Origin of the sequence: Rhizobium sp. BK289, assembly GCF_014193575.1 — a bacterium.
Classification (GTDB): Bacteria; Pseudomonadota; Alphaproteobacteria; order Rhizobiales; family Rhizobiaceae; genus Rhizobium; species Rhizobium tropici_C.
Genome location: NZ_JACHZO010000015.1, coordinates 39,489 through 51,553 on the forward strand (window position 1 = coordinate 39,489; position 12,065 = coordinate 51,553).

16 protein-coding genes are annotated in these 12,065 nt (G+C 59.9%); 4 read left to right on the forward strand and 12 right to left on the reverse strand.

Going from position 1 to position 12,065, the window contains the following annotated elements:
• Window positions 1-8: 8 nt before the first annotated feature.
• The 3 genes from tolR to ybgC all read right to left on the reverse strand — a co-directional run bounded on the left by tolR (window position 9) and on the right by ybgC (window position 2,100).
• Entirely contained in the window at window positions 9-467 is a 459-nt protein-coding gene (gene tolR, locus FHT84_RS24585; RefSeq protein WP_069611827.1) for a protein TolR, read from the reverse strand.
• A gap of 27 nt (window positions 468-494) precedes the next feature.
• Window positions 495-1,217, reverse strand: a complete 723-nt coding sequence (gene tolQ / locus FHT84_RS24590; RefSeq protein ID WP_112343405.1) for a protein TolQ — start codon at window positions 1,215-1,217, stop codon at window positions 495-497.
• Window positions 1,218-1,644: 427 nt separating this feature from the next.
• Window positions 1,645-2,100, reverse strand: coding sequence for a tol-pal system-associated acyl-CoA thioesterase (gene ybgC / locus FHT84_RS24595; RefSeq protein ID WP_112343431.1), 456 nt, complete (start codon window positions 2,098-2,100; stop codon window positions 1,645-1,647).
• Window positions 2,101-2,236: 136 nt separating this feature from the next.
• Between ybgC and FHT84_RS24600 the strand changes: the two genes are divergently transcribed.
• The 3 genes from FHT84_RS24600 to FHT84_RS24610 are packed head-to-tail and all read left to right on the forward strand — an operon-like array spanning window position 2,237 to window position 5,267.
• Window positions 2,237-3,457: an NAD-dependent epimerase/dehydratase family protein gene (locus FHT84_RS24600; RefSeq protein ID WP_113250513.1), complete on the forward strand. Its 1,221-nt coding sequence runs from the start codon at window positions 2,237-2,239 to the stop codon at window positions 3,455-3,457.
• Window positions 3,457-4,320 (forward strand): glycosyltransferase, encoded by an 864-nt coding sequence (locus FHT84_RS24605; RefSeq protein ID WP_246698633.1) that lies wholly within the window; start codon window positions 3,457-3,459, stop codon window positions 4,318-4,320. The genes FHT84_RS24600 and FHT84_RS24605 overlap by 1 nt, the downstream gene beginning before the upstream one ends.
• Window positions 4,317-5,267: an NAD(P)-dependent oxidoreductase gene (locus FHT84_RS24610; RefSeq protein ID WP_113250512.1), complete on the forward strand. Its 951-nt coding sequence runs from the start codon at window positions 4,317-4,319 to the stop codon at window positions 5,265-5,267. The genes FHT84_RS24605 and FHT84_RS24610 overlap by 4 nt, the downstream gene beginning before the upstream one ends.
• On the opposite strand, the gene FHT84_RS24615 is transcribed toward FHT84_RS24610, so the two are convergent.
• The 8 genes from FHT84_RS24615 to ruvC form a co-directional block, all read right to left on the reverse strand.
• A complete protein-coding gene (locus FHT84_RS24615; RefSeq protein WP_113250511.1) occupies window positions 5,212-5,775 on the reverse strand; it encodes a DinB family protein in 564 nt (187 codons plus the stop codon). The two genes, FHT84_RS24610 and FHT84_RS24615, sit on opposite strands and share 56 nt — an antisense overlap.
• Before the next feature lie 11 nt (window positions 5,776-5,786).
• Window positions 5,787-6,296 (reverse strand): NUDIX hydrolase, encoded by a 510-nt coding sequence (locus tag FHT84_RS24620; RefSeq protein WP_183764855.1) that lies wholly within the window; start codon window positions 6,294-6,296, stop codon window positions 5,787-5,789.
• A 6-nt stretch (window positions 6,297-6,302) separates the two neighbouring features.
• Window positions 6,303-7,205, reverse strand: a complete 903-nt coding sequence (locus tag FHT84_RS24625; protein ID WP_145644520.1) for a metallophosphoesterase — start codon at window positions 7,203-7,205, stop codon at window positions 6,303-6,305.
• A complete protein-coding gene (gene ruvB, locus FHT84_RS24630) occupies window positions 7,206-8,246 on the reverse strand; it encodes a Holliday junction branch migration DNA helicase RuvB (protein ID WP_113250509.1) in 1,041 nt (346 codons plus the stop codon).
• Window positions 8,247-8,400: 154 nt separating this feature from the next.
• The gene (ruvA, locus tag FHT84_RS24635; protein WP_113250508.1) at window positions 8,401-9,015 is read right to left on the reverse strand and encodes a Holliday junction branch migration protein RuvA; all 615 of its coding nucleotides are present in this window, start codon (window positions 9,013-9,015) and stop codon (window positions 8,401-8,403) included.
• 12 nt (window positions 9,016-9,027) lie between these two features.
• Window positions 9,028-9,441, reverse strand: a complete 414-nt coding sequence (locus FHT84_RS24640; protein WP_112343399.1) for a type II toxin-antitoxin system VapC family toxin — start codon at window positions 9,439-9,441, stop codon at window positions 9,028-9,030.
• 2 nt (window positions 9,442-9,443) lie between these two features.
• The gene (locus FHT84_RS24645; protein WP_069611835.1) at window positions 9,444-9,695 is read right to left on the reverse strand and encodes an AbrB/MazE/SpoVT family DNA-binding domain-containing protein; all 252 of its coding nucleotides are present in this window, start codon (window positions 9,693-9,695) and stop codon (window positions 9,444-9,446) included.
• Between the two features lie 60 nt (window positions 9,696-9,755).
• On the reverse strand, window positions 9,756-10,268 hold the full coding sequence (ruvC, locus tag FHT84_RS24650; protein ID WP_095435719.1) for a crossover junction endodeoxyribonuclease RuvC: 513 nt from the start codon (window positions 10,266-10,268) through the stop codon (window positions 9,756-9,758).
• Window positions 10,269-10,460: 192 nt separating this feature from the next.
• Between ruvC and FHT84_RS24655 the strand changes: the two genes are divergently transcribed.
• Entirely contained in the window at window positions 10,461-11,459 is a 999-nt protein-coding gene (locus tag FHT84_RS24655; protein WP_113250554.1) for an LLM class flavin-dependent oxidoreductase, read from the forward strand.
• A 67-nt stretch (window positions 11,460-11,526) separates the two neighbouring features.
• Here FHT84_RS24655 and FHT84_RS24660 read toward each other — a convergent pair whose 3' ends face one another.
• Window positions 11,527-11,964 (reverse strand): DoxX family protein, encoded by a 438-nt coding sequence (locus tag FHT84_RS24660; protein ID WP_113250507.1) that lies wholly within the window; start codon window positions 11,962-11,964, stop codon window positions 11,527-11,529.
• Window positions 11,965-12,065: the final 101 nt, after the last annotated feature.

A 12,065-nucleotide genomic window follows, 5' to 3' on the forward strand; every position in this document is an offset into this window, starting at 1 on the left:
TCGGTTCGTCAGTGGTCCGTTATCTGCTGCGTAACCAGGCCGATATTCTTGTAACCGGCTTCCTGGATACGTGACATGACGTCGGCGATCACACCGTAAGGCGCCTTGCCGTCGCCACGCACGAAAATGCGCTCGTTGTAGCCCGTGGTCGCGATCGCCTGCAGCTTGGCGGCGATTTCAGCGACATCGATCTGCGTTTCTTGCAGGAACACCTGGCCATCAGCCTTGATCGAAATGGTGATCGGCTGGGTCTGGGCGTTCAGTGCGCCTGCCTGGGTCTGTGGCAGGTCGATCGGCACGCCCGATGTCATCATCGGTGCCGCCACCATGAAGATGATCAGCAGCACGAGCATGACGTCAACCAGCGGCGTCACGTTGATATCGGCGATCGGGCCGCCCCGGCCTCCGCCGCGACGACCACCCCGGCGGCCTCCGCCGCCACCCTTGCCTCCAACAGACATTGCCATGTGAAATACTCCGGTTCTGTCCGCTACTTACTGCGCTGCCTGACGCGGCTGCAGCTTCTCATCGATCTGGCGCGAAAGGATGGCGGAGAATTCGTCCGCGAAACCTTCCATGCGGCCCGAGAGCTTGCCGGCATCGCCAGAAAACTTGTTGTAAGCGATAACGGCGGGGATAGCGGCGACCAGGCCGATGGCGGTTGCCAGCAGCGCTTCGGCGATACCAGGCGCAACAACCGCAAGGTTGGTCGACTTCGAACCGGCGATCGCCTGAAACGAGGTCATGATACCGACAACCGTACCGAAAAGACCGATGAACGGACCGGCAGAACCGATGGTCGCGAGCGATCCGAGGCGCGCCGTCAAATGTTCCGATTCACGCGCCAGCGTCACGTCCATGGCGCGGTCGATACGCATCTGCAGGCCGATCGGCGAGCGGGCGCCGCGCTCGAAGGACTTCTTCCATTCGCGCATGGCAGCGACGAAGATGGCGCTGAGGCCCGTATTGTTGCGCTCCGAAAGCGTGCGGTACAGTTCTTCGAGCGACTGGCCAGACCAGAAGACCTGCTCGAAATGATCGAACTGCCGGCGCGCTCGCGCATAGCTCAGATATTTGTCGATGACGATCGCCCAGGTCCATACGGACGCTGCCAGCAGGCCGATCATCACGAGCTTGACTACCAGGCCCGCCTGCATGAAGAGCGACCAGAGGGTGATGTCCGGTGTGGTGGCCGCCGCCAATGCTACTTGTTCCATTGATCCAAAATCCCCGAATCCAAACGCCCGGCGCTAGACCGGGCGGCTAAAAGTGATCTCACAAGAATTGTTTGGCAGCCGCCGCTGAACGCCCTGGTCAAGCCTTCCAAGCTTACAACTGCCTTCTTGCCGTCAAATTTGGTCAAAGGAAGGCGTGCACCGCACAAACTCCGACATGACCAGTAAGACACTATTATGGTTAAAAGAATGTTAGCGTCGAAACATGAAGGATTTAACGGCAGCGAAGGTTATTCTAGCTCCAGGGAGCTCCAGGGAAGAACTGACCGGACGAAACCGGCGGCAAACGCAGACAAAGCTTGCGCGGCGAATTCCTTCACATAAAACTCAAGTTATTGCAAGCAGCCTGTTTTCAACATGCGGTCTTTGCTCCCGCCGCGCGGCGAACGTGAAGACGCCAAATCCTTTGCTAGCCAGCATTCTCCGATGCCGCCAGCATCTGCGCCGCAAGCTTTTCCGGCAGACGGCGCGGGCGTCCTTTCGCGTTGATCACAGCGATGATGACCTTGGCGGCGATCAGCAATGTATCGCCGCGCCGTATCTCCTGGGACAGCACCATCTTGGCGCCGCCGGCCTTTTCCGTGACCGTTCGGATCGTCAGCACGTCATCCATGCGCGCCGGTCCCTTGAAATCGATCTCCATGCGATGGACGACGAAAACCAGCCCCTCTTCATCGGCATTCAGGAGTTCACGCTGTTCCACGCCGAGACAACGCAGATAGTCCGTGCGTCCGCGCTCGAGGAAATGCAGGTAGCGCGCGTGATAGACGAGGCCGGAAAAATCCGTATCCTCATAGTAGACTCGCTGCACCAGCCGGTGGCTTCCGGCTTCCAGTTCCCCAGCAATCAGAAAGGGGCTGTTCATCGTTGCCGCATCTCCTTGAATGTCCGGCATCTCTTTGGCCGAAGTTCTGCCATCAAGCAAGCTTTGAACAATTGTCATAAACTCCGACTATCCGGAATGGTGCCGGCTAGCGGATCGGCGCAGAAGGAAAAATCTCATGAAAATAGCGGTTATGGGCGGTGACGGATTCATCGGTTGGCCAACCTCGCTTCACCTCTCCGACGCCGGTCATGAGATCCACATCCTCGACAATCTTTCCCGCCGATGGATCGATACCGAACTCGGCGTCCAGTCGCTGACGCCGATGGATTCGATTCAGGAACGCACCCGTATATGGCACGCCGAAACCGGCCGCCGCATCCATTTCCACCTGATTGATCTGGCCAAGGACTATGAGCTCCTCAAAAAATGGCTGGCCGAGCATCGCCCCGATGCCATCGTGCATTTCGCCGAGCAGCGCGCCGCGCCCTATTCGATGAAGAGCGACCGCCACAAGAACTACACGGTCAACAACAACGTCAATGCCACGCATAATCTCCTGAACGCGCTCGTCGAACTCAATCTCGACGCGCATCTCGTGCATCTCGGCACGATGGGCGTCTATGGCTATTCCACGGTGGGTGCCGCTATTCCGGAGGGCTATCTGCCCGTCGGCATCGATACGGCCGACGGTCGTACCGTCAGCCAGGAGATCCTTTACCCCGCCAATCCCGGCTCGATCTACCACATGACGAAGTGCCTCGATCAGCTGCTTTTCCAATTCTATGCCAAGAATGACGGGCTGAGGATCACTGACCTGCATCAGGGCATCGTCTGGGGTACCCACACCGAACAGACGCGCCGGCATGAGCAGTTGATCAACCGTTTCGATTACGACGGCGATTATGGCACGGTGCTCAATCGCTTCCTCATCCAGGCCGCCATCGGCTATCCCCTGACCGTACACGGCACCGGCGGCCAGACCCGCGCCTTCATCCATATTCAGGATTCGGTGCGCTGCATCGAACTCGCGCTAAAGAATCCGCCGGCTCGCGGCGCCCGCGTCGAGATCTTCAACCAGATGACGGAAACGCATCGCGTGCGCGATCTCGCCGAGATGATCGCCAAGATGAGCGGCGCGGAAGTCGTCCGTCTGCCCAATCCGCGCAAGGAAGCGCCCGAAAACGACCTGATCGTCAAGAACGAAAAATTCCTCGATCTCGGGCTGGCGCCGATCACGCTTGAAGCCGGCCTTCTCAGCGAAATCGTCGACGTCGCCAGGAAATATGCCTATCGCGTCGATCGCTCGCGCGTGCCGGCCATCTCCGCCTGGACCAGGGATCTCGCCGCGACGGTCAACCATGATCCCGAGGGCAAGAGGCTGAAGTCCGTATCATGATGCTTGGAAGCGAAATGCTGCAAGGCTTGCGGCCTCACAGCCGCCCTCGTGCCGGGCAGGCATTCGTGACGCTCGTCACGAATGCCGATTATGCCATGGGTGCGCTGGCGCTTGCCCGCTCGATCGTGCGCAGCGGCACGAAAGCCGATATCGTCGTGTTGCATACGGAAGGGGTCGGCGAAAACGACCTCGTCCCATTGGCAGCACTCGACTGCCGGCTGGTGGAAGTCGAGCATCTTCCCTTGTCGGATGCCTTCAACGAGCGGCATGCCCGCGGCAATCTTCACGCCGCCGCCCCATTCACCAAGGGCCGCAAGCCCTCCTTCCACACGCCGCTCGACAATTTCTGCAAGCTGCGACTCTGGCAGCTGATCGAATACGGCACCTGCGTCTTCATCGATGCGGACGCGCTCGTGTTGAGAAACGTCGATAGGCTCTTCGACTATCCGGAATTTTCGGCCGCCCCGAACGTCTATGAAAGCCTTGCCGATTTCCACCGGCTGAATTCGGGCGTCTTCGTCGCCAAGCCGTCGCTTGCGACCTTCCGGCATATGCTGGAGAGCCTCGACCGTCCCGACGTCTTCTGGCGGCGCACGGACCAGACCTTTCTCGAGACCTTCTTCCCGGATTGGCACGGCCTGCCGATCTTCATGAACATGCTGCAATATGTCTGGTTCAGCATGCCCGCGCTCTGGGATTGGAACAGTGTCTCGATCCTGCACTACCAGTATGAAAAACCTTGGGAGGAAAACCACCCCAAGGCGGAACAGTTGAAACCACTGATCGAGCTATGGCATAGCTTCCATACCGGCGGAAATATGCCCGACATCGCCGCGCTCGCAAATCCCCGGGCGGCGGCATGAAGGTCCTGATCTCGGGCGGAACAGGCCTCGTCGGCCGATACATCGCCGAAGAGCTGCTATCAGCCGGATACAAGGTTGCGATCGGCGGACGCAATCCGCCTCCATCGGGCCTCTTTTCACAGCCCGTCTCTTTCGTCCCCTTAAGCCTTGACCCGATGGAGAATCAGAGCGGCGCTTTCGACGATGCCTATTTCTTCGTGCACGCCGCCTTCAGCCATGTCGCCGGCAAATATCGCGGCGGCGAAGGGGACGATCCGGAAGGCTTTCGCCGGCTCAATCTCGACGGCTCGGTCAGGCTTTTCGAGACGGCGCGGAAGGCCGGCATTCGTCGCTGCATCTTTCTCTCCTCCCGTGCCGTCTATGGAGACAGGATTTCCGGAGAGGAGCTGACCGAGGCGATCAAGCTGATGCCAAACACGCTCTACGGCGAGGTGAAGCGCGACGCCGAACACGCACTTTTTTCTCTGTCCACGCCTGGCTTTGCGACCACGAGCCTGAGAGCGACAGGCGTCTATGGCGACCTGCGACCGAACAAATGGGGCGCGTTGTTCGACGACTATCTGAGCGGCAAGCCGGTTCCCGCGCGGGCCGGAACCGAGGTTCATGGCCGCGATCTAGGCCGCGCTATCCGTCTTTTGCTGGAGACGGAAGCTGCCCGCATTGACGGCAAAGCCTTCAATCTCTCCGATATACTCACCGACACGCGCGAAATCCTGGGGTATCTTCAAAGCGCAACCGGCTGTCCGCACGCGCTGCCAGCGCCTGCAGCATACGAAACCAATGCCATGAATACGTCGAAGATCCGCGCGCTCGGATGGAAGGGCGGCGGAAAGGCGTTGCTACAGCGGACGATCGAAACGCTGGCGAAGACGATATCGCCTCGAGTCGATCTCAGCGCATCAGCTTCGTTTCGTCCCAACCAAGCGCTGCCAATTCCTCGCCCCTGAAGCGCGCATCGTCGGAAACGATGAACTCATCGAGCTGCGGCGGCGCGACGCTGGTTCCGGCCAGCATGGCATGGGCCTGCCCGCGATGATGCGTCTGATGCTGGAACAGATGGTTCAGCACATCGTCCGCCCTCTCCCGCTGGATGCGGCCGTCGCGTTGGATATCGATGATCCGCATCGCGATCTCCGGCGTCAGCGCCTCGCATAGAGCAACCAGCCGGCGATCGACGTCGGCCTGCTCCTGGCTCAACTCGTCCAGCCGGTCATACGGCTCCTCGATATCAAAAGCTTTGAGGCCCAGAGTGCCGCCTTCAAGTGCGTCGACGTAGAACCAGTCGACCGTCAGGATATGATTGAGGGTTGCCTTGATCGACGGAAAGAAGCTGACGCGCTTGGCCTCGAATTCGCTGGGCCGCAGGGCCGCACAGGCACGATGCAGCCGGACATTCGCCAATGCGTTGTTATAGGCAAGCTTGCGAAAGCTGCGAACCGGATCGAAAGCGGACATAAGCCTCCTCCTCAAGCCTTGTCGAGATCACCATCCCGCCAGACGAGATGGCGAGACGTCAGCGGCAAGGCCTCGATTTCTTCGGCGATGAAATAGGGCGGGATGTCGAGCGCAACCAGCGCATCGCGCGTCGCCCGCACCCATTTGAACTCCAGATCGTTGTCGCCATCTTGAATGCGATGTACGATTTCCTTCGGATCGAAGGGAAAGTCGGCAGGAATCTCCATCAGATAATAGAGGCCGAGCTCATGCCAATCCATCTCTTCGTAATGGAAGAAATTCTCGACCGACCAGAGCAGACGCCCGACCGTAACGTTAACGCCGATCTCCTCCATCATCTCCCGCCGCAACGTCTCTTGCGAGGTCTCGCCGATCTCCGCACGGCCGCCGGGAAAAGTCCAGAAATGCTCGTGCACGGCGCGATGCACCAGGACATGGCCGTCCCGAAATCCAAGGCCCGCAACGCGCATCTGGAAGCGCTGGGGACCGGCATTCAATCTGATGAGTTTGCGTTTCGACATGATCCCCTATCCCACGTCGATCACGACGATTTCAGGCGGAACGCCGAAGCGGACCGGCGCGATGGAGCAACCGAGGCCGCCGGATACGATGATATGGCGCTCCTCCTCGACGATATGGCCATAGACATACCGGTCGCCATAGCGCGAAGGCGAATAGGGCGACCAGCCGAAAATCCTCACCTGCCCGCCATGCGTATGCCCCGACAAAGTGAGCGAGACACGCTGGGGAACGGCGGGAAAGATATCGGGCTCATGGGCGAGAAGGATCACGGGCGCATCATCGCCGACCTGCGCCAGCGTGCCGCCGAGATCGTCCAGTCCCTTGGTGAAGGGACGCTTCCAGCGCAAGCTCCGGCGCAGCGCGAGCTGATCCTCGACGCCGGCAAGCCAGAAGCCTTGTCCGTTCTTCTCCAGGCGTGCCGCGCGGTTGGAATAGACTTCGATGCCAACAGCTTCCAATGCCCGATGGCTGAATGTCGGCCCATGGCCGGTTCTTTGCGCGCTCGAATCATGCCACCAATCATGATTGCCGAGAATGGCATGAACCCCGAGCGGCGCCTGCAGCTTTGCCAGTTCCGCCGCCCAGATACGATGATCGACGCGTGAGGTAATAAGGTCCGTTCCCGACGTATAATCGCCGAGCAGCAAAATAATGTCGCCGCCGAGCTGGTTTGCGCGGTCACAGATCGAAGCGATGCGCTCGGCATTCATCCATGGCTCGCAGGCATGAAAATCGGCAAGCGCCACGATCCTGAGCTTCAGCCCAGGCGCCCATCCCGGCGGGACCAAGGCGTAGCGGGTGACATTGAGACGAACGACCGGCTCATAGCCGAAGGCATATCCCCCGAGTGCCATCAATCCCAATATGCTGCCGCCGAAAAGCTTCAGGAAGGCACGACGGCCGAGCATTCAATCTTCCTCCCGGAACAACCCGAACTGCGCGGCCTCCAGATCCTTGGGCGGCTGCATGCCGAGATGTTTCCAGGCAATCGCGGTCAAAACACGGCCGCGCGGCGTGCGTTGGATAAAGCCCTGCTGGATCATGTAGGGCTCGATAATATCCTCGATCGCATCCCGCGGCTCGGAAAGCCCGGCGGCTATGGTTTCGATGCCGACCGGCCCGCCGCCGAAATTGACCGCGATCATATTGAGGTAGCGCTTGTCGAGCTGGTCGAAGCCGACATTGTCAACGAGAAGCCGTGTCAGCGCCTCGTCGGCAATCTCGCGCGTCACCGCTTCGACCTTGGCGACCTCGGCGAAATCGCGCACGCGGCGCAGCAAGCGGCCGGCGATGCGCGGCGTGCCGCGGGCGCGTCTTGCAATCTCGCGCGCACCCTCGTCGGTCATACCGAGGCCCATCAGCCTCGCACCGCGCCGAACGATCAGCTCCAGCTCTTCGACCGTATAGAAACTCAGACGTACCGGAATGCCGAAACGGTCGCGCAGCGGCGTCGTCAGCAAGCCGAGGCGGGTGGTGGCAGCAACCAGCGTGAACTTGGCGAGATCGATTTTCACCGAACGCGCCGCCGGGCCTTCGCCGATAATGAGATCGAGCTGGAAATCTTCCATCGCAGGATAGAGGATTTCTTCGACGGCCGGATTGAGCCGATGGATCTCGTCGATGAAGAGTACGTCGCGCTCTTCGAGATTGGTGAGCAGCGCCGCCAGATCGCCCGCCTTGGCGATGACCGGACCGGACGTCGAGCGAAAGTTGACGCCGAGTTCCTTGGCCATGATCTGCGCCAAGGTCGTCTTGCCGAGGCCAGGTGGGCCGACGAACAGCACATGATCCAGCGCCTCGCCACGCCCCTTGGCCGCCTCGATGAAGACCTTCAGATTGGCGCGCGCTTCCGCCTGGCCGGTAAACTCGTCCAGCGATTGCGGTCTGAGCGTCGCATCGATGTCTTCGCCCCGCTTTTCCGGCGATATCAGACGTGCGGCTTCACTCATGTCAGAGGTTCCATTTCCGGTATGCGTTTTGCGGCTCCCGCGCCGAAGGCAGCATTTATTCTGCCGCACTCAAAAATAGTCTTTGACGACGGAGCACCCCATGTCGATCTCTCGACTTTGCGACAATAGTAAGGATTGCGGAAGGTGCAAAGCCTCACCGCGACAGTTCCTTCAAGCCGAGGCGGATCAGCTTGGCGCTGTCGGCACCCTCGCCAGCTGCCTTCATTGCCGCGGCGATGGCGTTGGCGGCCTGATCGCGGGAATAGCCGAGGTTGGTCAGCGCCGAGACGGCGTCGGCAACGGGCGCTGCGGCAACACCTTCCCCAAGCTCCTGCTTGAGCCCGATATTGGCAGCATCGCCGGCAAAGGCCGGTGCCTTGTTCTTCAGTTCCGTCACGATACGCATGGCGACCTTCGGGCCAACACCGGGCGCCCGCGAAACGGCAGCACGATCCTGCAAGGCGATAGCATTGGCAAGCTCGGCCGGCGTCAGGGTCGACAGCAGCGCCAGCGCCACTTTCGCACCGACACCCTGAACCGTCTGCACGATGTTGAACCATTCGCGTTCCAGCGCCGTCATGAAGCCGAAAAGGCGGATCTGGTCTTCGCGTACATAGGTCTCGATGAAGAGAATGCAGGCCTCGCCGACCGAACCGAGTTTCGACAGCGTCCGGGCCGAGCAATAGGCGACGTAGCAGACGCCGTGCACGTCCACGAGCACATAGTCCTCGCGGATCTCTTCGATTGTGCCTTTCAGCTTGCCGATCATGGATGATGTCCGTCAGGGATGGGTTTCGGGGGTGATGAGGTCGAGCGAGGGAAAGTAGGAGCGATAGCCCTTGGGATCACGCGTCAATATGGAGTAGCCGCGCACTGCAGCGTGTGCTCCGATCAGAAAGTCTGGAAGAATGCGGTCTCTTCCACCGCCAGCCTGCCGATAAACCCTAAAAGCCGCTGCTGCGGCAAATGCTGCTGGCCAGGGAAGGCTTTCACGGCGAAATTCGCTTTGCGGCAGCAGCTCGTCCACTTGATCCATGCTGCTATAACGCACAGAGAATTCCGCGTAGATAATGGGGTTGATAACCACCGGTCCTCGCTTGAAAGCTGAAAGAACCTGCCCACTGGACCAGCCGTGCCAGGCTGAACCAGATATCGCCAGATCAACCAACACATTCGTGTCGACGATGGTGACCATGCCTACCGGTCACGCGTCATCGACATTAGCGCTTCGGCGTCGATATCCTGATCACCGGTGCCTTCCAGGCGCTTGAGGGTAGCCATGAACCGATCGAGCCGCTGCCGATCCTCAATCTCCCGCTTGCCGTTCTTGGGCGAAACAACCAGCTTTCCATCCTCGATGGAGAATATGACCTCGCTGTTGAGCTCTATGCCAGCCAACTGACGCAAGTCGCGGGGGATAGTCACCTGTCCCTTGGATGTCACACGCATTCTTACTCTCCAATTACAAAGTAAGAATTATCATTACCATAGGAACAAGTCAAGAACAAACTATCCGGCCAGTGCTGCCTGCCGCAGTCTGCTGGTGCCGCGGTTATGGGCATGGCATATGGCGATAGCCAGCGCGTCGGCGGCGTCATTGCCCTTGAACTCGACCTTGGGCATCAGGATCTTCAACATCATGTGGATCTGCTGCTTCTCGCCGTGGCCGACGCCGATGACGGCCTTCTTGACGGCATTCGGCGCATATTCCGACACCGGCAGGCCGGCGCGTGCCGGCACCAGCATGACGACGCCACGCGCCTGGCCGAGCTTCAGCGTCGCCACGGCATCCTTGTTGACGAAGGTCTGTTCGACCGCGGCCTCATCCGGTTTGTAGCTGTGCACGATATCGGCAAGACCATCATGAAGCTGGCAAAGGCGGGATGCGAGATCCATGTCGCCGTCCGACGTCACGGTCCCCGACGCGACGAAACGCAGGGAGTTGCCTAGGGTATCGATGATACCCCAGCCGGTGCGGCGTAAGCCCGGATCGATGCCGATGATGCGAATCGTATTTTGCATGGGTCAAACCTATCTTTCAGGCCCGACATGTGCCAGCAAAATGTGAACAAAACAAAAACAAGGGACAGATTGCGATTGCCGGAGCCGCGCTGAAAACATCGTGACGAAATTGCGGCGACAGGGTTTGGAATAGGCATGCAGCGCTCCTACATGTGCAAGCAACCCCTCCTTTCCACCACGCAGGTTCTTGCCATGGTTCCCTTTTCCATCCTCGATCTTTCGCCCGTTGCCGAAGGCAGCACCATCAGCCAGTCCTTCGAGAGTTCGAAGCGCATGGCGCAGAAGGCGGAAGAGCTGGGCTACAACCGATTCTGGCTTGCCGAGCATCACGGCATGCCGGGTGTCGCCAGCGCCGCGACGTCGGTCGTCATCGGCCATGTCGGCGCGGCAACCTCGCGCATCCGCATCGGTTCGGGCGGCGTCATGCTGCCGAACCACTCACCGCTGGTGATTGCCGAGCAATTCGGCACGCTGGAAGCATTGTTTCCCGGCCGCGTCGATCTCGGCCTTGGGCGCGCGCCGGGCACGGACATGCGCACGGCGCAAGCCCTGCGGCGCAATATCGATGCCGGTGCGCAGAGTTTCCCGCAGGATATCGTCGAACTGCAGCACCTCTTCAGCCCGGCCGACGACAACCAGATCATCCTTGCCGTTCCCGGCCATGGCGCCAACATCCCCATCTGGCTGCTCGGCTCCAGCCTTTACAGCGCCCATCTCGCCGCCATGCTCGGCCTGCCCTATGCCTTCGCCTCGCATTTCGCGCCGGAAGCCCTGATGGATGCCATCGCCATCTACCGTGAGCGCTTCACGCCCTCGGCCACGCTCGATAAGCCCTATGTGATGGTCGGCGCCATGGGCGCTGTGGCCGATACGGACGAAGAAGCGCAGTATCACTTCACCTCCGCACAACAGCAATTCGTCAACCTCCGCCGCAACGTGCGTGGCCCCTTCCCGCGCCCGCGCAGCGACATGGACGATTTCTGGACGCCGATGGAAAAGCTGAATGTGGAAAACACGCTGCGCTATGCCATCGTTGGCTCACCTGAGACGGCCGAAAAGAAGATTTCGCAGTTCATCCGGGATACGGAGGCTGATGAAGTGATCATTTCGATGCCGATCCATGACATCGAGGCGCGGCTGAAGTCGGTGGAACTCTTCGCAACGCTTCCGAGCTTCAAGAAGGTCTCCTGATTCTCGGGGAAAGCAGCTCAACCGGTGAGCAGAAGCCCTTTGTGCGGCTCACCGGACGATCGACGGCTCAAGCCACGAGCCTCGTCTTCCAGTGGCGCCGGATGAGCATGTCGAGCGACAGCTTGCCGGCGCCGGCGACGATCAGCGCAAACATGCCGCCGGCGATCGCCAAATCCTTTTCGAAATGCAGCAGCTCGTTGTGGCTGGCGAAGTTCGTGTGAAAAAGCATCGCCGTCAGCAAGCAGAACAGGCCGAGGCCAAATGCGGCCAACCGGGTCATCAGGCCAAGCGCAATGGCGAGACCCGCGCCAAGCTGCAGCACGATGGTTGCAACCGCGATGGGAGCCGTGACGCCAAGCCTGGCCATGGCATCCAAGGCATTGTCCAAATTGCTGGCAAGTTCGATGCCCTCTTCCAGGAAGAGCAGCGACAGCAGTATGCGACCGAACAGCAATGCCATATCGGTCATGTTCACGAGAACTGCACTCCCCTCTTCGAATTCCATGACCATCTCCTTCCCGTCAGATTCATAGATTTCCGATCCTGTCCGGCGGCATCCCACGACATGATCAAATGGAAGGCCACCGGATCGATTGAAACACAGCG